The organism is Ruegeria sp. BG8 (assembly GCF_056538325.1).
Window position 1 is genome coordinate 17,903 of sequence record NZ_JBQFSZ010000007.1, and the last position, 22,385, is coordinate 40,287.

A 22,385-nucleotide genomic window follows, 5' to 3' on the forward strand; every position below is an offset into this window, starting at 1 on the left:
ACCGACCGGAGGAGCCATGACCCAATACACCAAATCCCCCGAAGCCATCGCCGCCCTATCGCCCGAGGAATACCACGTTACGCAAAACAGCGGGACCGAGCGCCCTGGCACTGGTAAGCTATTGAACAACAAGGAACCGGGGATTTACGTGGACATCGTGTCAGGCGAGCCGCTATTTGCCTCGACCCACAAATACGAGTCCGGTTGCGGCTGGCCCAGTTTTACAAAGCCCATCGTACATGAGCACGTCGAGGAATTCACCGACCGAACACTGGGTATGATCCGGACCGAGGTCCGGTCAAAACACGGCGATAGTCATTTGGGTCATGTGTTTCCCGATGGTCCGCGCGAACATGGTGGGCTACGATATTGCATTAATTCCGCCGCGCTGCGGTTTATCCATCGCGATGACATGGACGCCGAAGGCTATGGTGATTACCTGATACATGTGGAGGACATCCAATGACCGAACAACGTGCTGTATTGGCCGGGGGCTGCTTTTGGGGCATGCAGGACCTGATCCGTAAACTGCCCGGTGTTTCCCGTACAAGCGTCGGGTACACAGGCGGCGACGTGCCCAACGCGACCTATCGCAACCATGGCACCCACGCCGAAGGTATCGAGATCTATTTCGATCCCACTCAGATCACGTATCGCGAACTGCTGGAGTTCTTCTTTCAGATTCACGACCCCACAACGATCAACCGCCAAGGCAATGATCGCGGGATGAGCTATCGTTCGGCGATCTACTATGCGGACGAGACGCAGAAACAAGTTGCGCTGGACACGATCGCGGATGTGAACGCCAGCGGTCTTTGGCCCGGTAAGGTCGTGACAGAGGTAGAGCCTGTCGGCGATTTCTGGACCGCCGAGCCCGAGCATCAAGACTATCTTGAGCGTATCCCGAACGGGTATACCTGCCATTTCCCACGTGGAGACTGGATCCTACCCAAGCGCGACGCGGCCGAATAACGGGGAAGCCCCTGCAAAGGGGCTATCCCACCGCAACCCGAGGACGACCGCTGGCTTCGACAGTGATCAGGCCCTCGACAAAAACCTCCTGGGCTTCAATCCGGGCTGTGCGAACGTCGCGGTCAACGATCACACGAATATCCGCAGCGCCGGCATCCCGAACCGCAGTTTCGACTTCGTCCCGCAATGCGGCCTCAAGAACGGCCAGCGCTTTGTCTGCTTCGCTAAAGTCCTCTGGTCCATTCTCAAGGTGAACCCGGTATCTTCCTTCTGACGGCGATGTCACCGTTCCTGACCGGCGCAGCGTCACACGCCCCACAACTGCCCCTATGGCATTCGCAACACCTGTGTGTTCAGGCAGCACCATGCGGCAATGCAGCCGCTTACCAACTGCCGGGTAATAACTTGGCGCGGATGCGCCCAGACCAATGACGTCCACGTTCAACGCGGCGTCCAAAGCCAACAATCCCCGATGCCTGCGCAACCCCCTTTGTGTCAGGACATGCCGCGCAAGATCAGCGGCAGGTACACCAAAACTGTCCTCTTCTTCGGCAAAAGCAGTCTCTAACAAAGTCAATGCTGTCTGCTCTGTCAGCTGATCAACGATGATCTCAGCCAGTTTTTCCGCACTGGGTGCCAGAACATCCCCTGACCCGACGCGCTTGCGTGAAACAAGCTCCAATGCTTTGCGGGCAGCTTCCCGGTCCCACGCGTCCAAACGGCCTAATACATGGCTTGCGTCCGACGGGGTTACGCCAGAAACTTGAACAATCCCTCGATCCACCAGCCGGGACAAAGACCCACTTTCCATGCGTGTCCGCAGCAAGTCGCTGACCGGCGTCACCTTGTCGCCAAGCCGCTCTAACAGCCCCTCCTCCCGAGGACCCAGACCTTCGGCATGAATGCCTAGTACACGACGGGCGAAGCGAGTGTCGTGTTCGCCCACCGTTGTCGCGCGCAATTGGGCATCCAGAACCTTATGCACGACCTCCGGGTCTTCTGTCGCAATCAGCGAAACAGGCAGAACACGCCGTGGGCCAAGAAACACCCCGCCCCCCAAGCCCTCAGACACAACATGGACTTGACTGTCACCCCCCAGACCATGCGTGCGCATCGCCACGGCCTCGACCATGGTCCGAAATCCCCCGACCCGCGCGCCGTCGGGGTCGATCGCCGGCTTTCCATCCCGGATCAGCGCAATATCGGTTGTCGTGCCGCCGATATCCGACACCAGAGCATTTTTTGCGCCAGTCATCCAACTTGCACCAACAATGGATGCAGCCGGACCACTTAGGATGGTCTCAATCGGACGTTCCCGCGCTTGTTCCGCACTCATCAACGCGCCATCCCCACGCACAACCATCATCGGTGCAGTGATGCCCAGCTCGATCAACTGGTCTTGTGCCCTGCCGATCAGACGGTCAATCATTCCGATCAACCGCGCGTTCAAGACAGCCGTCACAGCACGCTTAGGCCCGTTCAGCTTGGCAGACAAATGATGTGAACACGTCACCGGCGCGCCGGTTTTCTCGGTAATAATCCGGGCTGCTTCCAATTCATGCGCTGGGTTTCGCGTGGCAAATTTAGACGCCACTGCAAAACCCGAAACCCCTTTGTGAGACTCTAAAAAGATGTCCAACGCGTGAACATCCAACGGGGCGGCTTCGCTACCGGCATGAGTATGTCCTCCGGCCATGACCAACGCCGGATCGCCTTTCAACGCGTCTTTCAATCCGTGTTTGTCCAAATCGCTGTTCTGAAAGCCGATATACACCAGCGCGACGCGACCGCCTTGCCCCTCGACAAGCGCATTTGTGGCCAATGTGGTCGACAACGAGGCCATAGCGATCTGCTCAGGCGATACCTGCGCCTGCTGCAATACGGCCGATATCGCCTTGCCTACCCCAATCGCAAGATCCGCCCGCGTGGTCAAAGACTTTGCCGAGGCGATCACCTCGGTTTCATCCCGCACCAGAACCGCGTCCGTGTAGGTTCCGCCTGTATCCACACCCAAAGCCAGCGCCATCTGGGTCTCCTTCCTGTTCGCTGCGATTGGGTGTAGCGGTTTGGACCGACACGTCCAGCCTGTTTGCGTCAATTATGCAAGCCGATTAACCGCCCAGCGCGCTGCATCTGCAACCGTTGGATCGGAATCCTGCGTCAACTTCTGCGCAACGGACCGCAACTCTGCAGATCCGGAATTCCCAATTGCATACAGAACATTACGCACGAACCGGTCACGCCCGATCCTTTTGATGGGTGAGCCGGAAAACTTGGCGCGAAAGGACGGATCATCCAACTCAGCAAGTTCGGCCAAGGGCGGCGCGACCAGATCTTCCCGCGCCGCATAGCGCAAATCGCTGGCCGTCACCGCAAACTTGTTCCAGGGGCAAGCCGCCAGACAGTCATCGCAGCCATAGATCCGATTGCCCAACTGACCGCGCAACTCTTCGTCCACTGGGCCCTTGTGTTCAATGGTCAGATAAGAAATGCACCGTCGCGCATCCAGTTGGTAAGGCGCTGGAAAAGCATCGGTCGGACACGCATCCAGACATGCCCGACACGACCCACAGTGATCCACTTCCGCAATATCGGATGGAAGATCGATTGTCGTAAAAACAGAGCCTAAAAAAGCCCAATTGCCCCATTCCCGGCTGACAAGATTCGTGTGCTTGCCCTGCCATCCCAGTCCCGCAGCCTGACCCAGCGCCTTTTCTGGCACCGGTGCCGTATCAACAAAAACCTTAACTTCCCCACCACCTTCGGCGATCAACCAGCGCGCCAATCGTTTAAGCCGCTTTTTGACAAGGTCATGGTAGTCCTTGTTCTGCGCATAAACCGAAATGGCACCTTTTTCCGGATGGTCCAGAATGGCGGTCGGATCATGGTCCGGAGTATAACTCTCTGCCAACATGATCACAGATCGCGCCTCAGGCCAAAGTTCCGAAGGATTTCCACGCCAATGGGTTCGTTCCGCCATCCACCCCATCTGCCCATGATATCCGGCCTTCAAAAATGCCGCCAGTTGCGTCGGCACGTCAGGAACGTCCCAAGGGCGGCATATCCGGCAGGACACAAAGCCTTCGCTCAGCGCCTGTGCAACCAGTCTGTCTTTTAAACCCGATCCGCTCTTCATCTGGCCAAAAATATCCTCGGGGGGAATCGCGCCCCGGCGCGATGGGGGGCAGACAGCCCCCCTCCTCAGCCTATCAGAAATCCAAATCTGCGTAATGGGGCGGTGGCCTAAACCCGGGGACCTGATCTGCCAGTATGGACCGGAACGCCGGGCGGGACTTGATCTTGGCATACCAATCCTTGACCGCCTGCGATCGGTTCCAGTCCACGTCCGAGATGTAATCCAACGCCGACAAATGTGCGGCAGCCGCAAAATCCGCCAGGGTCATCTGATCCCCTGCCAACCACCGTCGGTGATCCAGCAGCCAGCTCATGTAATCCAAATGATACTTGATCGCCCGCGCGCCCTCTTTGACATTCTTGCTGTCAGGATACCCTTCGCCAGTCACTTTCTTATTTACACGTTCATACAACAGCTTTGACGTGACCTCGTGATGGAACTTGTCATCAAACCACGCCACCAGCCGACGTACTTCAAACCTGGCTTCCGGCGTTTTGGGCATCAACGCGGGTTCGGGGCGCGTCTCCTCGATATACTCGCAAATAGCCGCGCTTTCAGACATCACCTTGCCGTCCAATCGCAGCACCGGGACCTTCCCGGCCGGGTTACGCCGCATGAAATCCGGATCTTTTTCCCAGTATTTCTCTTCGACCAGTTCGACTTCGATCTTTTTTTCCGCCAGCGACAGACGGACCTTGCGACAATAAGGTGAGAGGGGAACGTGAAACAGACGCGCCATGAGCTTCCAATCGAACCAGTGACTACCAACCAGCTTTAGCCTTGAGAGGGCTTTGTTTTCAATCCTCGAAACAATCCGCACGTCCATCTGCGCGGATGGTGGCCGCTCCGTCCAGTACCGAAGCCGCGCGACGGCGGGTTCGGACAGAGGGGTCCGTCACCGACCTGTTGCGCGGCGAGGGTAAAATCGCAGCGATCCGTGCTGACTGCACCGCGGATAATTTCGCAGCCGGAACATTGAAGTTTCGCTGTGCGGCAGCTTCGACCCCGAAAATACCTTCACCCGTTTCGGCCACGTTCAGATAGACCTCGAGAATGCGTTGTTTGCTCCAGAATATCTCGACAACCGGGGTCATCGATGTCTCAAGCGCCTTTCGTACCCAACTGCGTCCTTGCCACAGGAATACGTTCTTCACCACTTGCTGCGTGATGGTCGACGCCCCCCGTGTTCCACCGTCTTCTAGCGCATCGCGGATTGCTTCAACGTCAAACCCCCAGTGCAGACAGAAATTAGCGTCCTCTGCTGCAACGACCGAACGCGCCATTACCGGGGAGATTTGCTCGATCGGCACCCAGTCCCGCTCAACCTTGCCCAACCTGCGCCATTCGGACCAGATCGTATGGGTCACGGGTGGATTTACGACGGAATATAGCGCGATCAGCGCCACCACGACGACAATTGCCCCCAATACCAGACGTCCCGTCCACCGACGGATTCGTTGGAAAATTGGTCTTTTTGCCTTAGACGTTTTTCTTTTTTTTCCGCTCGATTTGCGCGCTGCTTTTTTTGCCATGCTGTTGCTATACGACGCGTGGAACAGGTTTGGAACGGGTTAAATCGCGAGCGCCCGAGCCTCGCGCGGACGCACCACGGGGCGCACGGTTTCCGGCATAACCGGGTTTTCCTGACTTAACTCAGGAAACAGAGTCAGCACTTCGGCCTGCGTTTCACGGTCAGCCATCGAAACCGCGTGACCTGGGTAGTAGCTTTCGCTTTTCGCGCCATTGGCAATCACGATCTCATGTTGCGCGAACAACAGATGGAAATACGCGACCTCACCACCTTCGACCCGCTTGACCGTGGTTCCGTTCACAAGGCAATGCGCAGCAATCAACACCTCAGAATCGCCAAACAAGTATTGCGCGCGCCAGTCTTCGATCAACATTCTGTGCTGCGGGGAAACTGTCAGTGCATGCGTAAGCCCCAGAACACCCGCCTCAAAACGGATCGGTGCCAATTTACCCTTCGCTTCGACAACCGTGCTTCCGACCCAAAGCAAAGGCTGAGGGCCATTATCGGATGTGGTCACCATATCGCCCGGCCTAAGGTCTTCCACGCGGCGTGGGCCCTCGGGTGTTTCGATCAAAGTGCCCGGCGTAAAGCACGGCGGCCCCAGATCACCATTGGCAATGTCCACCGAACCAAAGGACCCGCCAACGTCGCTGAAATCCGTCACCGAGGAGCTTACGAAGGTGCCGTCCTGCAGCACCTGCCCATCGGTTGGCGTAAACACCTCGCGCCCATCGGCCAGATAAAATGTGACGCCCGTATAGGTAACCTGCGTTCCATCGGACAATTCGATGGTCACCATATCGTCGAAAAAAGACGCGGTGATATCTGATCCATCGACAGAGTCGTCATCCAAGCGGTTGATCAGGTTGTCATCATTCTCATCGACGATATCGAATTTCTGAACGGTCAGAGTTGATCCCGGTGCTGTCCCATTCGCGCCGGGATTGGCCGGGTCGAGCACAAAGAACTGGTCTGTGAAGGTTGTCGGCATGCGCCTGCTCCCTACGGTTCGCGCTTTTGGGGTGGATGCCAAAGGCACTTCCCAATGAAACTGTTGCTTTAGCTAGGCGCGAAGCGGGAAATAATTCAAGAATTCCATGAAATGCATGCCAAAATAGAAAAAACCCGCGTGTTTCAAGTGACACGCGGGTTTTGGATTGTAATTTGCTGACCCGTTATTCCGCCGGAACGGCTGTTGGTTCGGACGTCAAAGGATGGGTGAGGTTGTTCAGCATCTCTTTGGGGCAGACCTGCAGGAAGTTGCCTTTTTCAACGTCCCAATGCTGTAGGATATCTGCCGCCTTACGGCTGTAGGTTTCGGCCTGATGCGTTTCGATAAGCGATTTAAGCTGATCTTCCCAATGATCCACGGTCACCGGGCAGGTGACGAGTGTCTCCATGTTCATCAACGCCTTGGCTTTGCCTTCGGGATCATAGAGATAAGCCATTCCGCCTGTCATACCTGCACCGAAGTTGGCGCCGATACTTCCAAGGATGACCGCAACGCCGCCCGTCATGTATTCACACCCGTTTGACCCACAGCCCTCGACCACGACCTTGGCACCCGAGTTGCGCACTGCGAACCGTTCACCAGCGCGACCTGCTGCGAACAAGTGGCCATCGGTTGCGCCATAGAGGACCGTGTTGCCAATGATGGTATTGTCATCGGCTTTCAGCGGGCTGACCTGCGGTGGGCGGACAACGATCATACCACCCGACAGACCTTTGCCGACATAGTCGTTGGCGTCACCCGACACTTCCAGCTTCAGACCCGGTGCCGCAAAGGCCCCCAGCGACTGACCTGCTGAGCCCTGCAGTTTCACATGCAGGTGGTCGTCCTGGAACGTGTTCCGCATTCCAAAGTTCTGCACGATATGGCTGGAGACGCGCGTACCCACGGTCCGGTGCGTGTTCTGGATGGCGTAAGACAACTGCATCTTTTCGCCGTCTTTCAGGAACCGCGCGGCATCGCGCACAATCTCGGCGTCCAGTGTATCGGGCACCGCATTGCGATCCTTGTCGCGGTTATACACGATGTCATGCGCACCATCGACGGTGATCAGCAGCGGGTTCAGGTCCAGATCGTCCAGATGTGCCGAACCACGGCTGACCTGCGCCAACAAGTCCGCGCGCCCGATGATCTCGTCAATGGAGCGAGCGCCGAGACTGGCCAGCAACTCGCGCACTTCCTGCGCATAGAAGGTGATCAGGTTGACGACCTTGTCCGCATTGCCGGTGAACTTGGCGCGCAGGGATTCGTCCTGCGTACACACACCGACCGGACAGGTGTTCGACTGGCACTGACGCACCATGATACAGCCCATCGCGATCAGGGCGGCGGTGCCGATGCCGTATTCCTCGGCCCCCATCATTGCGGCCATTAAGATGTCGCGACCGGTCCGCAGGCCACCATCGGTCCGCAGGGTCACGCGGTCGCGCAGGTTGTTCATCGCCAGAACCTGGTGCGCCTCGGTCAGGCCCATCTCCCACGGAAGACCGGCGTATTTAATCGACGTCGCGGGCGACGCGCCTGTACCGCCATTGTGACCCGAAATAAGGATAATATCGGCTTTTGCCTTGGCCACACCGGCGGCAATCGTGCCCACGCCCGAAGATGCCACAAGCTTGACCGTGACCTTACAACGCGGGTTGATCTGCTTGAGGTCGTAGATCAGCTGCGCCAGATCCTCGATCGAGTAGATGTCGTGGTGCGGCGGCGGCGAAATCAGCGTCACGCCTTTGGTCGAGTGACGCAGGCGCGCGATCAGATCGGTCACTTTCATACCCGGCAACTGACCACCCTCACCGGGTTTTGCGCCTTGGGCGACCTTGATCTCAAGCTCTTCGCACTGATTCAAGTACTCAGCAGTCACACCAAACCGGCCCGAGGCCACCTGTTTGATCTTGGCCGAAGGGTTGTCACCATTCGGCTCCGGCACGAAATGCGCAGGATCTTCACCACCTTCACCCGAGTCGGATTTCGCACCGATCCGGTTCATCGCCACGTTCAGCGTCTTATGCGCCTCGGGCGACAGCGCGCCCAACGACATACCCGGGGTGACAAAGCGTTTGCGGATCGAGGTGATCGATTCGACCTCTTCAATCGGCACCGGTTTACCCAGCGGTTTGAAATCCATCAGGTCGCGCAGGTGGATCGGCGGGTTCGACTGCATCTTGGCAGAATACTGCTTCCACAGCTCATAGGATGCGCGGTTACAGGCCATTTGCATCATATGCATCGAGGTCGCTTCCCACGCATGGGTCTCACCCGACTGACGTGCTTTGTAGAAACCGCCGATGGGCAGCACGTCCAGACCACTGTCCCAACCTTTGGCGTGGATTTCCTCGGCCTTGGCCTGAATACCCGTGACACCGATGCCGGAAATCCGGCTGGTCATGCCGGGGAAATACTCGGCCACCATGGCACGGCTGAGGCCCACGGCCTCAAAGTTCAGACCACCGCGGTAGGAGGAAATCACCGAAATCCCCATCTTGGCCATGATCTTCAGCAGACCCTGGTCAATCGCCTCGCGATAGCGCGCGACGTTTTCGGTCAGCGTGCCGTCCAGCAAGCCGCGATCGATACGGTCGGCCAGCGAATCCTCGGCCAGATAGGCGTTCACAACGGTCGCGCCACAGCCGATCAGTACGGCAAAGTAATGCGGGTCGACGCATTCAGCTGACCGCACATTCAGCGAACAGAACGTCCGCAGCCCCTGACGCGTCAGATGCGAGTGTACAGCGCTGGTCGCCAGGATCATCGGCATTGCCACCCGACCCTCACCGGAATTCATGTCGGACAGCACCAGATGCCCCGCGCCCGAGCGCACGGCCTCTTCCGCTTCGGCTCTAATACGGGCCAAAGCAGCATTCAAAGCACCGCGCCCCGGCTCAAAGCTACAATCGATTTCCGCAAGTGGTGAGCCAAAAGTCTCAACCAGCTTGTCCCACTGCGCGTTACCCACAAACGGGCTGCCAAGCACAACAATCTCAGTCTGGCTGCTGTCTTCGTCCAACACGTTCTTAAGGTTACCAAAGCGCGTTTTCAGCGACATCACCCGGTATTCACGCAGGCTGTCGATCGGTGGATTGGTAACCTGACTAAAGCTCTGCCGGAAGAAATGGCTAAGCGGGCGGTACTGTTTGGACAAAACAGCAGACGGAGTGTCGTCGCCCATCGAGGCGATCGACTCTTTGCCATCTTCAGCCATCGGGGCCAGAATCTGCTCCAGTTCCTCGACAGAATACCCGGCAGCGATCTGGCGTTTGCGCAATTCCTCGCCCGTGAATTTCGGCGTTTCCGTCACACCGGCAAGCGCATCATCCAGATCGTTGATTTTTTTAACCCATTCCCCAAATGGCAATGCGCGGGCCAGTTTGTCTTTGATCTGCTTGTCTCGGTAGAGCTTACCTTTCTTCATGTCCACGGCCAGCATCTGACCCGGACCCAGCGCGCCCTTCTCTGTTACGCTGGCTTCGTCAATCGGCACCATCCCGGCCTCGGACCCTGCAATAACCAAGCCATCGCCGGTTACCACATAACGCATGGGGCGCAGACCGTTGCGGTCCAGTCCTGCACACACCCAGCGACCATCGGTCATCGCCAAGGCGGCCGGACCATCCCAAGGCTCCATCACCGAGTTGCAATAGGAATACATGTCGCGCCACGCCTGCGGCAGTTCGATTGCTTGCTTAGACCAGCTTTCCGGGACTAGCATTGTTTTGGCCATCGGAGCCGAACGGCCCGCGCGTACCAAGACCTCAAAAACCGAGTCTAATGCAGCTGAATCCGATGAACCACCGGCGATAATCGGTTTGATATCCTCGGCATGATCCCCAAAAGTAGCCGACGCCATCCGGATTTCGTGGCTTTTCATCCAATTGATGTTGCCCTTCAACGTGTTGATTTCGCCATTATGGGCCAACATGCGGAACGGTTGCGCCAGCCACCATTGCGGGAAGGTGTTGGTCGAATAGCGCTGGTGGTAGATGGCAAAGGCAGATTCGAACCGCTCATCCATCAGATCGGGGTAGAAGACAGCGACCTGCTCAGCCAGCATCATGCCCTTGTAGATAATCGACCGGCAAGACAACGACGCCAGATACAAATCTGAGATACCCGATGCCATCGCAGCCTTTTCAATTCGGCGACGGATAACGTAAAGCTCACGCTCAAAGGTTTCTTCGTCCACACCCTTGGAGTTTGAGATCAGGATCTGCTCAATCTCGGGGCGAGTCGCATTTGCCTTTTCACCCAGACACGTCACATCGACCGGCACGTGACGCCAACCGTAGATATAGTACCCCATACGCAGAACTTCGGTTTCTACGATGGTCCGGCATTGTTCTTGCGCACCGAAGTCTGTGCGCGGCAAAAAGACCTGACCAACCGCGATCAGCTCATCCAGCTTGGGCTCATGCCCTGTACGACGGATTTGATCGTAGAAAAAGGGAACCGGGATCTGGACATGAATGCCTGCCCCGTCACCGGTTTTGCCATCGGCATCGACAGCACCGCGGTGCCAGATCGCCTTGAGCGCATCAATACCTGCGTCAACGACCTTGCGCGAAGGCTTGCCGTCTATGGAAACCACAAGACCGACACCGCAGGAAGAATGCTCTTCCTCCTCGGAGTAAAGAGCGTTTTCAGCCATCCATTTGCGTTTGGCTTCTTCGGCGCGCACCCAATCGGCATCATATTTGGTCATTGGCTGTCTCCTTGTTCCGGTTGGGCGTACATGGCTTCGACCTCTGATTTGGTCATCTGCCGACGTTCTCCTGCGAACGCGTACCCGTCGGGCTTTTTGTCGATATAAAGTTCTAACTTGAGGGCGCTGTCGGCACCGTTTTCAAACAGACCTGCCGCCATCTGCGTTTGGCCGTGCATCTCGCCGGCCAGTGTAATCCGATACCACAGGGCCGAGCCGCAATCGGCGCAGAATGCACGCTCTGCCCAATCAGAGGACGTAAATGTCTTCACCGGTCCCAGCGCCGCATATCCCGGCTCGGCCGGAAAGGTTACCAGCATCGAACTGGTCCAGCGGCGGCACTGGTCGCAATGGCAAGCACCCAGCGCATCCCGCGCCGGAGTAGCTGTTACCGTGACAGCCCCGCACATGCATTGGCCTTGCAATTCGGGCATCTGGTGCCTCCTGAAGCTGGGCTTGGGTTATTCCGCGGCGACGGCAGATTTCGCGCTGAACCGCTCGATGATGGCGTCGGCACAGTCCCGTCCATCCCGAATTGCCCAAACGACCAGTGAGGCGCCGCGTACGATATCACCGATGGCATACACACCGTCCATCTCGGTCGCGCCGGTCTGGAACGCCGCTTTGATGGTGCCCCAGCGGGTGACCGGAAGGTCGGGTTGGCCAAACAACGTGGGCAGGTCTTCGGGCTCAAAACCAAGCGCCTTGATTACCAGATCGGCTTCTTCCACATAATCCGCGCCCTCGATAACTTCTGGCGCCTGGCGGCCTGTTGCGTCGGGCTGACCCAATCGCATCTTCTGAACCATGACGCCTTTTACAGCATCCTCGCCGGTAAACCCTTTGGGCGCGCTGAGCCACTCGAACACAACACCTTCTTCTTCGGCATTCTGGGTTTCGCGTTGCGAGCCCGGCATGTTCGCCCGGTCGCGGCGATAGAGGCACTTGACCGAAGTCGCGCCCTGCCGGATCGAGGTACGCACACAATCCATGGCCGTGTCGCCGCCACCAATGACAACGACTTTTTTGCCATGGGCATTCAGACGACCATTGTCAAAATCCTCGACCGCGTCACCAAAACTTTTGCGATTTGAAGCTGTCAGGAAATCGATGGCCTTTTCAATACCGTTCAGACCACTACCGGGCATGGACAGGTCACGTGACTTGTAAACACCGGTCGCGATAATAACCGCATCGTGTTTTTCGCGGATTTCCGCGAATTTCGCATCATCTACATCGCAGTTCAGAACGAACTCGACACCGCCATCGGCCAACAGGTCGTTGCGACGCTGCACGATGTCTTTTTCCAGTTTGAAACCGGGGATACCGTACATCAGCAAACCACCCGCGCGATCATACCGATCATAGACGGTAACCTGAATACCAGCGCGGCGTAGCATGTCCGCTGCAGCCAGACCACCAGGCCCGGCACCAATGATACCGACGCTTTCACCGCTTTCAGCGCCGGGCACAACAGGTTTTACCCAGCCTTTGTCCCAAGCAGTGTCCGTGATGTATTTCTCGATTGTCCCAATGGTAACGGTTCCATGGCCCGACTGCTCGATCACGCAATTTCCCTCGCACAGGCGGTCTTGCGGACAGATGCGTCCACAGATTTCGGGAAATGTATTCGTGGCCTGGCTGGTTTGATAGGCTTCTTCAAGCCGACCCGTTGCCGTCAGACGCAGCCAATCAGGGATATTATTGTGCAACGGGCAATGGGACTGACAATATGGCACACCGCACTGACTGCACCGGCTTGCCTGCTCTTCCGCCTTGGCCGACGCATACTCGGCGTAGATTTCATCGAAGTCATCCCTACGGTCATCGGCGGCACGCTTTTCGGGCATGACACGGTCGATCTGCACAAATTTCAGCATCGGTTGCTTGGCCACGGGTCGGACTCCATGAATTGGCTTGGTCGGGCCTCTTTAAAAGATGATAGTAGAGATGAAAAGTCAATTATACTGACCTACTTTCAAAAAATTCGGGAATTCAGACAGGAAGAAAGCAAATTAACACAACTTTTAGGCCCGATTCGGACCTAATTGCTCTCTTTCCTTTTAGCCAGCACACTTATACCCATTGACCGAAAACAACACGTGGCGGCAGCACGGGCAATTTAATGAACCTTTTTCAGTTGATTCTTGTAGCATTTATTCAGGGTATCACTGAATTTCTGCCCATATCTTCGTCCGGGCACCTGATTCTTCTTCCGAACCTGACGGGGCTGGATGACCAAGGGCTTGCAATCGACGTTGCAGTTCATGTTGGAACTCTGGGTGCGGTGGTTGTTTATTTCTGGTCCGACGTAAAACTCGCAGTCGCTGGCCTGCCGCAGGCGCTCAAAGGCCGTTCGGACACGCGCGAGGCGCGGCTGGCGCTGGGACTAATTCTGGCAACAATACCGACCGTCATCATGGGCACAATCCTTTATGAGACAGGCCTGACGCAATCATTGCGGTCCATGGCGGTGATCGGTTGGACAATGCTGGTATTTGGATTGCTTTTATACTGGGTGGATCAGCACAGCCCGCAGACCAAAAAGGCCAGAGACTGGAACCTGAAAGATGCAGTTATTCTGGGATTTTGGCAAATGCTCGCTCTGATACCCGGCACGTCACGGTCAGGTATCACAATTACGGGCGCGCGGCGATTGGGCTACACCCGAGAAGACGGTGCCAGGATCGCCATGCTGATGTCGATCCCCACGATACTTGCATCGGGTGCGCTGCTATCTGTCGATGTAATCCGCGAAGCAGATGCCCAGCTTGCCTATGAGGGCGCGATCGCGGCTCTGTTCGCCTTTTTCGCGGCCCTGTTGGCCCTGACTTTAATGATGCGCCTGTTGCGCAGTGTCAGCTTTACGCCCTACGTGATTTACCGCGTTATCCTCGGCGCAATCCTGCTGATTATCGCCTACAGTTAAATAATCAGGTCCGTAGGTTGCTAGCCGAATTCTGAATGTCGTCATACTGACCAGACGGGCGGAACTTCCACAGATAATCTGGCAGAACGGATTCCAGCGTCGCGGGTTCGATACCCAGATCAGCAAAGCCATTGGCCCCTTCGGACACAACATTATCCCGGCGCAGGTTTTTCAACTGATCCCGGGTCAGGATGCTGTTTGGAAACAGCTGAAAGCTTACAAATTTCACAATGTCCAACACGCCTGCCATGATCCGGGCCACCCAAAAGGGCATCCCTATGATAACGCGGCGACGGTTTATGACGCCCAGCATCTGCTGCATCAAGGCGCGGAACGTCTTAACCTCGGGGCCGCCCAGCTCATAAGTGCCTGCGTCCGCGTTCCCCAAGACACCCTGAACCGCTGCCTTGGCCACATCATCGACATAGACCGGCTGGAACTGAGTGTCAGCCCCGACAAGCGGCAGGAATGGGCCCATTCTTGTCATACCGGCAAAGCGGTTAAAGAACTGGTCTTCGGTCCCGAAAATGACAGACGGGCGCAGGATGACTGCATCCGGCATATGAGCCCGCACTCCGGCCTCACCTTCGGCCTTGCTACGAGAATACGCGCTGTCAGAGTCCGCATCTGCACCAATGGCCGAGATATGCACCATTCGGGCTATGCCCTGTTCGGCAGCAATACGAGCGACCCGCTCAGCGCCATCAGCCTGAACGGCGTCAAACTCATTCTTGCCAATTTCGTTCAGGACACCCACGCAATTGACCACCGCATCCGCACCTTGCATGGCCTGTGCAACCGACGCGTCGTCCCGAATATTGCACAAGATAGGCTCAACCTGACCCACGACGCCGTATGGCTTTACGAACATCGCTTCATTCGGACGCCTGACGGCCACCCGAACGCGCCACCCCTCATTCGCCATGCGTCGCGCGATATATCGACCGACAAATCCCGATCCGCCATAAATCGTGACCATTTTGGACATCAGAGGGCTCCTGCTTTTGGGTCCTGATCCGATCTAGCGCCCAAAGCCGCAGCAAACAAGGCGCAATAACGCCGCGTGTTTATGAAAACGCCGGACATTTCGAGGCGTAATCCGAGTCGGGTCAAAAAACTTTCAAAAAACGTTCCGAATCCGGTTGACGCTCCTCGTCGGTGGGCTTAAACGCCCCTCCACGACACCTGCCCAGGTGGCGGAATTGGTAGACGCGCTAGCTTCAGGTGCTAGTGTCCGTATGGACGTGGAGGTTCGAGTCCTCTCCTGGGCACCATAATTTTCCTAAAAATTGATAAATATTAGAACCTTACGGAAAACTAATATTTTCCAGCCCCACTAATAGACCCACTTATGAACTGCGATACCCTGTTGTTCCGGGGCTGTCCTGAATGGCTTGAGAAGCGCGTTTTAGCGGAGATTCGCGCGCAAAGAGGCCAGAGGCACAAATACTGTCTCTCAGGGGCCATGATCGACTTCCTGTATTGCCTGCCACTCGGACAAAGCGCGGTCGATACACATGCGGGCCATGTGCAACCGTGCGGCGTTTACCTTGGCCCAGCGGGCCTGACGTCTGCGCTTCCGCGCTCCACGCACTATGCGAACCGTGAACAGCAGCAACTCGTCATGTGGGATCAAGGGGACCACAGACGCCAATTCCTCGTCTGTCGGGGCTTCAATGGTGCTGGTACTGTCAGTGATGAAAGGCATTCCAGGCAAATGCATAACACTGCCGTCAGTCAGCTTTACACAAGTCATGAAGGCTCCTCCCCCAGAAGGCGGCAAGTATCGCGCAAGGCAGAGCGCATATAGCTGCGCGCCTCTCTCATCTGCCAGAGTTTCGACTGGTCGCCGTCCATGGCATCCAGCGCCAGCGTCAGACAATCGTGGGTCTCGTGAAGTATGGCAACGGCAAAGAAAGATATGCCGTCCATAGATAGCAAGCTACGGGCGATCATCGAGCTTCGAATATCACAGATCAATGGCTGCGCGTACTGTGTCGACTTGCATACCAACAAGGTACGGCGAGCCGGTGAAGTACAGCAACGGCTTGATTGCCTTACGGTTTGGCGAGAAGTGACGTCTTTGACGACGCTGAGAAAGCGGCGCTCGCTTGGGCGGAGGCGTTTACAAAGGTGGCGGAGAATGGAGCGCCAGAAGCTCTCTACGATGCGCTATCAACCTATTTTTCCGAACAACAAATTGTCGATCTGACGCTTATCATCGCCCAGATAAACGCATGGAAACGTTTGGCAATCAGCTTTAGCCATTTACCGGAGCCGAGAACAGAATGAACGCATCAATGTCCGCGTTGTGATTTCTTCCATCATCTGATTCTGCGGCGCAGCGAATGGCCGGTTTGACGGGCTGCGTCACAACGGACAACGGACTGAGACACGGGCGAACGGCCGGAATGGGCCGAATGCGTACCATAAGCGCTTGCCTCAAGTCCGATGAACGCGATCCAATCGCGGACTATCCGGGTACCGGACGCTTAGGTTTTTTGGCCGGCCTTTTGACAAGGGGCTGGGTCAATACTTTTGGGAGCATCATAATCTAATCGGGTTGACCATATCAGGTGCTGAATGCGGGGCTACATGCAAAGCTTACAGAACATCAGGTTTTTTAAGAACTTCCGACTGTTAAATGGGGCGTTTTGAAAAGGGTGCTACCTAGTGCAGCGTGCACCCACACGTGCGCGCGAGTACACTGCGTTGTTTTCGATACCCGCGAAGTTTCGAAAGAAAGCTGTATGAACAGATTGAAACACTGCAAGCCGGAAACGATCCAAATCTCCGACAATTCTCAGTCTGCAAACTGTTGTGCTACACAAAAACAAAGTCATCCTCGTTCACAGAGCTAGCGACTATGTCTCCCAGTGTTATTGTGCCCGTTCCTGCTACATCCACCAAAGCTCCGTTAGGCATATCTGTGATTATTAAATCCGCATAACTTAGGCCGGTTCCTTCCAAGCTTATAACATCTATATCATCTTCGAAATCGGTTATTATGTCATTGCCCTCGTCTGTTCTAAAGACGAAAATATCCGCGCCACTATGACCGATTAGAACATCATCCCCCTCGCCTCCATCAATTCGATCTCTCCATCTAGTTCCTTCAATAGTGTCGTTACCTTCCGTCGATTGGTCCGAGACCCCGCGATCGCGGATACCCAATTGATCCAACGCCCCATCAGAAAAAAGGATGGATTCAATATTGGTTCTATCCGCACCAATATCATGGTAATGCTGATAGCTCAGCGTGATTGTCCCGTCGGGCGTTTCAATTAAGGTATTGTTTCCGTCATTTAAAAAACTCACTTGGTCCGAACTATATTGGCTTAGATCAAGAGTATCAGTGCCCTTGTTTGAATGATGACCGGCAATTAAGTCATCACCGGAATGATAGATAATTGTATCGTCACCAGAGCCCGCAAAAATTCTATCGTTACCTGTCTTATCTACAAACACTTCACCAAACTTAGTTCCTTCAATAGTGTCGTTACCTTCCGTCGATTGGTCCGAGACCCCGCGATCGCGGATACCCAATTGATCCAACGCCCCATCAGAAAAAAGGATGGATTCAATATTGGTTCTATCCGCACCAATATCATGGTAATGCTGATAGCTCAGCGTGATTGTCCCGTCGGGCGTTTCAATTAAGGTATTGTTTCCGTCATTTAAAAAACTCACTTGGTCCGAACTATATTGGCTTAGATCAAGTGTATCAGTGCCCTTGTTTGAATGATGACCGGCAATTAAGTCATCACCGGAATGATAGATAATTGTATCGTCACCAGAGCCCGCAAAAATTCTATCGTTACCTGCACCAGAAACAATTAGGTCATTCCCAGAATCGGCATCAATCCGATCATTCCCAGCGCCGCTATAAACTGTGTCGTCTCCGGTTCCAGCGCCTATGATTTGACCGCTATCATTAATACGGTCTCCATCAGAATCAACGTAAGAAGCGTCTATCACGTCATTTCCAGATGTGCCGGTTACCATGCCGTCACTCGGTGGGGGATTGGCTAGTTGCCACGCAGACAAATCAACACTGTGTAGGAAAACAATGTCTCCGCTTCCGTATGCAAGCTCTACGTAAAAAGTAGACTGCGTAAGCGATATGCCATTTGGCAATATGTTGGGGTTCAGCAGGTCACCATCAATTTCGATGCTATCTTCATCGATGTTGAAATCATAAATGGAATCTATACCGTCACCAGTAGTCAGCTTGAAAAGGTCGCTTCCAGCTCCACCTTCCAAGCGATCGTTTCCAATCCCTCCGATTATCAGATCATCACCAGCGCCACCTTCAAGGCGATCTACACCAGCATTGCCATACAAAACATCGGCTTGATCACTGCCAAAAATTGCATCATCACCAGCTTCACCGAAGACAGTCATCGATCTGTCTAAAAAGGCGTTATCCTGAAAGTTAGTAAGCCGGAGGATTTCGATATCCTCGAATGTATCGTCTTGAGCAAATCCGAACGAGGATGCCGGGGAATACAGATTTAGACCAATGCCGGTTAAAGAGTTCAAATAGCTGACGGTATCGGTTCCCTCGCCTCCATCGAAGGAGTCCAGACCTGCACCGGCAATGAAGTAATCGTCACCAGTGCCGCCAAATAGGTAGTTGTTTCCGTTACCGCCAATCAGCGTATCTGATCCGTCCTGGCCATAAAGATAGTCGTTGTCTTCACCGCCATCCAGTTGGTCATCTCCGCCCAAACCATAAAGAAAGTCCTCACCATCTGATCCAACAATGATATCGGCCAGGTCCGTTCCGAAGAACTCTGTTGGGGCGCCAACGTGGTCTTTCCATCCTTGCAGATCGACGTTGATCAATGTCACTGTGTCGCCAGCCCCATAATCCACAACAACATCACTACCAATTTGGGAAAATGTCATTTGATCGGGGATTGAGATCGGTCTCAACACGTTTTCATTAAGAACCAATTCATCTTCCAGAAAATCGAAATCATTAATGACGTCAATTCCATCGCCGGAAGAAAAAAAGTAGGTGTCCGCACCGAGGCCGCCACTTAGGGTATCATTTCCGGTCCCACCTATCAGGAAATCCTGACCTTCTTGGCCACTAATTGTGTCATTGCCCGCACCGGCCAATAAGGTGTTGTCCTGCGAGGAACCCGTCAGGACGTCATCTACGTCAGTGCCTCCGTATTGCAAACTGGCTACTGTATGACTGGCATAGCCACCGGGATCGCCGAAGTAGGTGATATGGTTTGGAGAACTTAAGGCCTCCTCCCAATATCTCAGCATGTCAATTCCGAAGTCGCCCGGTGTAAAGTCCCGAATAACAATATTGCTTGCCAGTGCCTTTCCCGAGGTGTTGCCGGGCGCGTCAGGGCTTGTCGAAACTGTTAGGTGCAGGTCAGCTCCGAAATATCCAGCCAAAATGCCAACCTGGCCTCCTTCCTCAGCGTCCGCAAGAACTTCCCCATTTGGCCCACGAATCGAATAGTAAGCTTGGTTCGCTGGTAATGGTCCACTCGCATGTTGCAAAAGGTCGAACTGCGATATGTCTATACCACCAACAATGATCTTCCCCGCGCCGTCGACATCATAGATTTCGACTTCCCATCCATAGTCGGTGTAGTCGGCAGAAACATGGCTATAGTCTATTGAGTGTTGGGAATAGAATATCTTTTTTCCGGTCCCTGCTGTGATTTCGTAGGTATCGTTCCCAATTCCTCCCAAAAGCAAAGACTTGTTCTGGTAACCCGTTTCTGACGCATCTAAGCTTTCGAAACTACCATCTGCACCTGCTGTCGGGCTCGCTTTTAGGACGTCGTCTCCCGCTCCGCCTTCGACAATATTGTAACCGGTATAGTCGATGACCCTTGTGCTACCCGAGTCAAACGCCAGGTGATCGTTTATATTGTCGCGGTATGGTGCGGGATAGATTAACGGATCTACGTTGGGATCCTGTCGCAGTGTCAGTGTTACCGTTTGAGGTGCGGTTTCTTCCGACGTCGCTGCATAGAGTACATCATTTCCGGCACCTCCAACCAAATGTTCGATGGAGTGATCGTGGTAATCAAAAATGAGAGGAACAGTAGATGTTGCGTCGTCAACTTGAATTCCATCACTCAGGTCCGGCAATACTTCACCTACGGCAACAGCACTGTCATAGCCGAGACCTCCGAAGATCCGGCTATCGCCAAGATCGCGGATAAAAGCCGTGTCGTTTCCATCGGATAAAGTTATTTGTTCGACGTCAAAAAGTAAGGCGGAATGCGACGGGTTCGCTGCGTCTCCGCGATATGCTTTCCAACCGTCCAAGTCCAATGTTCTGATGGATTGTGTCGGTTGTTGCTCCAGAAAAATGCCAGCTTTATCATCAGGAACCGCGACAGATTCAAAGCTTGCGTGATCGCCGTCTGTTGCCGTGGTTTCGCTGTTTCCCCAGACGTAGCTGTGTCCTGAAAGGGTTAAGTTAAACCTGTCTGACCCTGCGCCACCCAAGAAAACGAAATTGTGCTCTCCCTCGGTCACTTGGTTCGTAAGCGCAGCTTCTTCGAAAGTTGCGTTATTGCCACCGTTTGCTTCTGCCATGACACCCGTGACAACGACGCCGTCATCCAAGTTTTCATGCACTAGGTTTGCGAATCCAGTGGAGTGCCCTGGAAACGCTAGGTGAGCGAAGAGCTCTTTTGATTGTATAGATCCAAAAGCAAGTCTGTTTTCTTCACTGTGTGATGGTGGCGAATAAACGTCGAGGCGAGTTGCAATTACTTCTGATTGTTCATCGTTTCCCCAAAAACGTGTTTCAGCATCGAATAAAATACCGCCTTCATGCTCATTTGAGATGCTACGAGCGTATTCTCGAATGCCCTGAAGGCCTAAACTAACAAAGAACTCTTTAATAGAAAGTGGCTCTCCATTGGGACCTAAGAGTGTTTGGGCATCTTCGTAGACTGTAGTGGAATTCTGCAAAAGAAAATACACACCGTCTAATTCTGATAGCAGCCCATCCGAAGCCGCCACGTAGTTAAGTGATGCTTCAAACAAATCAAACAGAACTGGGTTTATAGCTAAAAGCGATAGAGTAACATCGTAGCTATAGTCCGACTTAAGTCCTTGCTCGCCTGCGTCAACGCTGCCAAGCAAACCCAACAAATCGCCATCTTCCAATAACCGCAAGAGGTTAGGAATCTTCTCCTCAAGCGCCATAAGTCTTTCCTGGCGGTCAAGATCGGCTACTAGAAGATGCAACGCTGGTGAATGAAGGAACTCGGGTTTCGCCTCCCCTTCATTCAAAAAGACGATTTTGTTTTCGCTAATACCTTCCGGCGGATCAAGTGTCGTATACACCGTGTCAGTGATACTGTTGTCTATGTAGTGATATTTAATATAGTCGTAACTAGTAAGGTATTCTAAGGCATCGGCTGCTTTATCAACCAAAAACACTTCCTCAGGCTGCTCGGAAGGGCCAGGAATGGTGTCGTTGTTGAAGCCAATAGCAGCATTGGCCAATAAACCCTCATGCTCAAAAGGAGCAGGGTCAATGATCGTTGCCTGCAAAATTATTTTCTTTTCGAGAGCGAAGTATATTGAAACCAGCGCGGCGAGAGCACCCCCAAGGGAATGACCAGTTAGCGTGACATTCTCTGCGCCATAGGTATCAATTGTCTCCTGCACGATTGTGACGGCATCCAGAAACTGATCCGCTACGTCTGCCCGCAGATCATCGTTAGCAATTGCCAACTGGGCGATAAATTTATTTATATACGACCAATTGGACAGCGTACTTTTGTCTTTAGCTCCGTCAGTTCCGCGAAAATCATCGTTTTCAGAGTCCGCGCGTGAGGACTCTGTTCCGCGAAAGGCGATAACGATCTCACCTGAGGTGGACTGTTCCCAAATGTCCGCTTGCATTCCGCTTTGGGAGTATTCGGACCCATCTTCGGGAATGTTAGACCAAGTGGCACCCTCGACGTTGTCTTCTGCTATCTTTTGCCACTCGAGGCTATTGAGTACTCCTACAATGGGCCCAACTGTGTCATCTACTGGGCTTCTGCGCTCGTCATAAGCAGCCAAAGACATCATTGCGTAAATTTCTAAGTTTGTCATTTTACACCAAAT

The 22,385-nt window shown here is 54.3% G+C and carries 16 protein-coding genes, 1 tRNA gene and 1 pseudogene; 6 read left to right on the plus strand and 12 right to left on the minus strand.

Translation table 11 applies throughout. The features are described from left to right. The first annotated feature begins 16 nt into the window (after window positions 1-16). A complete protein-coding gene (msrB, locus tag ACR0DG_RS14275; protein WP_480700358.1) occupies window positions 17-466 on the plus strand; it encodes a peptide-methionine (R)-S-oxide reductase MsrB in 450 nt (149 codons plus the stop codon). Beyond that, window positions 463-972: a peptide-methionine (S)-S-oxide reductase MsrA gene (msrA, locus tag ACR0DG_RS14280; protein WP_480700357.1), complete on the plus strand. Its 510-nt coding sequence runs from the start codon at window positions 463-465 to the stop codon at window positions 970-972. Before msrB ends, msrA begins: the two co-directional genes overlap by 4 nt. Window positions 973-994: 22 nt before the next feature. Here msrA and ACR0DG_RS14285 read toward each other — a convergent pair whose 3' ends face one another. The 8 genes from ACR0DG_RS14285 to ACR0DG_RS14320 form a co-directional block, all read right to left on the minus strand. Beyond that, window positions 995-2,998 (minus strand): hydantoinase/oxoprolinase family protein, encoded by a 2,004-nt coding sequence (locus tag ACR0DG_RS14285; RefSeq protein ID WP_480700356.1) that lies wholly within the window; start codon window positions 2,996-2,998, stop codon window positions 995-997. Window positions 2,999-3,070: 72 nt separating this feature from the next. Further along, window positions 3,071-4,108: a tRNA epoxyqueuosine(34) reductase QueG gene (queG, locus tag ACR0DG_RS14290; protein WP_480700355.1), complete on the minus strand. Its 1,038-nt coding sequence runs from the start codon at window positions 4,106-4,108 to the stop codon at window positions 3,071-3,073. Window positions 4,109-4,181: 73 nt separating this feature from the next. Beyond that, on the minus strand, window positions 4,182-4,847 hold the full coding sequence (gene fzlA / locus ACR0DG_RS14295; RefSeq protein WP_480700354.1) for an FtsZ-binding protein FzlA: 666 nt from the start codon (window positions 4,845-4,847) through the stop codon (window positions 4,182-4,184). Window positions 4,848-4,905: 58 nt separating this feature from the next. Next, the gene (gene mtgA, locus ACR0DG_RS14300) at window positions 4,906-5,640 is read right to left on the minus strand and encodes a monofunctional biosynthetic peptidoglycan transglycosylase (protein WP_480700353.1); all 735 of its coding nucleotides are present in this window, start codon (window positions 5,638-5,640) and stop codon (window positions 4,906-4,908) included. A gap of 39 nt (window positions 5,641-5,679) precedes the next feature. Next, window positions 5,680-6,630, minus strand: a complete 951-nt coding sequence (locus ACR0DG_RS14305; protein WP_480700352.1) for a Hint domain-containing protein — start codon at window positions 6,628-6,630, stop codon at window positions 5,680-5,682. A 184-nt stretch (window positions 6,631-6,814) separates the two neighbouring features. Continuing rightward, a complete protein-coding gene (gene gltB / locus ACR0DG_RS14310) occupies window positions 6,815-11,347 on the minus strand; it encodes a glutamate synthase large subunit (protein WP_480700351.1) in 4,533 nt (1,510 codons plus the stop codon). Further along, window positions 11,344-11,781: a GFA family protein gene (locus tag ACR0DG_RS14315; RefSeq protein ID WP_480700350.1), complete on the minus strand. Its 438-nt coding sequence runs from the start codon at window positions 11,779-11,781 to the stop codon at window positions 11,344-11,346. The genes gltB and ACR0DG_RS14315 overlap by 4 nt, the downstream gene beginning before the upstream one ends. Window positions 11,782-11,808: 27 nt before the next feature. Then, the gene (locus ACR0DG_RS14320; protein WP_480700349.1) at window positions 11,809-13,242 is read right to left on the minus strand and encodes an NAD(P)-dependent oxidoreductase; all 1,434 of its coding nucleotides are present in this window, start codon (window positions 13,240-13,242) and stop codon (window positions 11,809-11,811) included. Between the two features lie 230 nt (window positions 13,243-13,472). Between ACR0DG_RS14320 and ACR0DG_RS14325 the strand changes: the two genes are divergently transcribed. After that, entirely contained in the window at window positions 13,473-14,276 is an 804-nt protein-coding gene (locus ACR0DG_RS14325) for an undecaprenyl-diphosphate phosphatase (RefSeq protein WP_480700348.1), read from the plus strand. Between the two features lie 4 nt (window positions 14,277-14,280). On the opposite strand, the gene ACR0DG_RS14330 is transcribed toward ACR0DG_RS14325, so the two are convergent. After that, complete coding sequence (locus ACR0DG_RS14330) at window positions 14,281-15,264, minus strand: complex I NDUFA9 subunit family protein (protein ID WP_480700347.1); 984 nt, start codon at window positions 15,262-15,264, stop codon at window positions 14,281-14,283. 199 nt (window positions 15,265-15,463) lie between these two features. Between ACR0DG_RS14330 and ACR0DG_RS14335 the strand changes: the two genes are divergently transcribed. Next, a tRNA-Leu gene (locus ACR0DG_RS14335) sits at window positions 15,464-15,550 on the plus strand. 182 nt (window positions 15,551-15,732) lie between these two features. Here ACR0DG_RS14335 and ACR0DG_RS14340 read toward each other — a convergent pair. Next, window positions 15,733-16,032, minus strand: coding sequence for a hypothetical protein (locus ACR0DG_RS14340; RefSeq protein WP_480700346.1), 300 nt, complete (start codon window positions 16,030-16,032; stop codon window positions 15,733-15,735). Further along, a complete protein-coding gene (locus ACR0DG_RS14345) occupies window positions 16,029-16,208 on the minus strand; it encodes a hypothetical protein (protein ID WP_480707193.1) in 180 nt (59 codons plus the stop codon). The genes ACR0DG_RS14340 and ACR0DG_RS14345 overlap by 4 nt, the downstream gene beginning before the upstream one ends. Here ACR0DG_RS14345 and ACR0DG_RS14350 point away from each other — a divergent pair. Next, window positions 16,198-16,302 (plus strand): annotated as a pseudogene (locus ACR0DG_RS14350) (carboxymuconolactone decarboxylase family protein); the annotation flags it as partial. The gene ACR0DG_RS14345 and the pseudogene ACR0DG_RS14350 overlap by 11 nt on opposite strands. Window positions 16,303-16,340: 38 nt before the next feature. Next, the gene (locus ACR0DG_RS14355) at window positions 16,341-16,568 is read left to right on the plus strand and encodes a carboxymuconolactone decarboxylase family protein (protein ID WP_480707213.1); all 228 of its coding nucleotides are present in this window, start codon (window positions 16,341-16,343) and stop codon (window positions 16,566-16,568) included. Between the two features lie 531 nt (window positions 16,569-17,099). Here the strand turns inward: ACR0DG_RS14355 and ACR0DG_RS14360 are convergent. Continuing rightward, window positions 17,100-22,373: a lipase family protein gene (locus ACR0DG_RS14360; RefSeq protein ID WP_480707195.1), complete on the minus strand. Its 5,274-nt coding sequence runs from the start codon at window positions 22,371-22,373 to the stop codon at window positions 17,100-17,102. Window positions 22,374-22,385 lie beyond the last annotated feature (12 nt).

What these genes read in the sequence shown, in the direction of transcription:
- msrB (WP_480700358.1), top strand. Translation starts at nt 17, where the DNA reads ATGACCCAATACACCAAATCCCCCGAAGCCATCGCCGCCCTATCGCCC.
- msrA (WP_480700357.1), top strand. Translation starts at nt 463, where the DNA reads ATGACCGAACAACGTGCTGTATTGGCCGGGGGCTGCTTTTGGGGCATG.
- ACR0DG_RS14285 (WP_480700356.1), bottom strand. Translation starts at nt 2,998, where the DNA reads ATGGCGCTGGCTTTGGGTGTGGATACAGGCGGAACCTACACGGACGCG.
- queG (WP_480700355.1), bottom strand. Translation starts at nt 4,108, where the DNA reads ATGAAGAGCGGATCGGGTTTAAAAGACAGACTGGTTGCACAGGCGCTG.
- fzlA (WP_480700354.1), bottom strand. Translation starts at nt 4,847, where the DNA reads ATGGCGCGTCTGTTTCACGTTCCCCTCTCACCTTATTGTCGCAAGGTC.
- mtgA (WP_480700353.1), bottom strand. Translation starts at nt 5,640, where the DNA reads ATGGCAAAAAAAGCAGCGCGCAAATCGAGCGGAAAAAAAAGAAAAACG.
- ACR0DG_RS14305 (WP_480700352.1), bottom strand. Translation starts at nt 6,630, where the DNA reads ATGCCGACAACCTTCACAGACCAGTTCTTTGTGCTCGACCCGGCCAAT.
- gltB (WP_480700351.1), bottom strand. Translation starts at nt 11,347, where the DNA reads ATGACCAAATATGATGCCGATTGGGTGCGCGCCGAAGAAGCCAAACGC.
- ACR0DG_RS14315 (WP_480700350.1), bottom strand. Translation starts at nt 11,781, where the DNA reads ATGCCCGAATTGCAAGGCCAATGCATGTGCGGGGCTGTCACGGTAACA.
- ACR0DG_RS14325 (WP_480700348.1), top strand. Translation starts at nt 13,473, where the DNA reads ATGAACCTTTTTCAGTTGATTCTTGTAGCATTTATTCAGGGTATCACT.
- ACR0DG_RS14330 (WP_480700347.1), bottom strand. Translation starts at nt 15,264, where the DNA reads ATGTCCAAAATGGTCACGATTTATGGCGGATCGGGATTTGTCGGTCGA.
- ACR0DG_RS14340 (WP_480700346.1), bottom strand. Translation starts at nt 16,032, where the DNA reads ATGACTTGTGTAAAGCTGACTGACGGCAGTGTTATGCATTTGCCTGGA.
- ACR0DG_RS14345 (WP_480707193.1), bottom strand. Translation starts at nt 16,208, where the DNA reads ATGGACGGCATATCTTTCTTTGCCGTTGCCATACTTCACGAGACCCAC.
- ACR0DG_RS14360 (WP_480707195.1), bottom strand. Translation starts at nt 22,373, where the DNA reads ATGACAAACTTAGAAATTTACGCAATGATGTCTTTGGCTGCTTATGAC.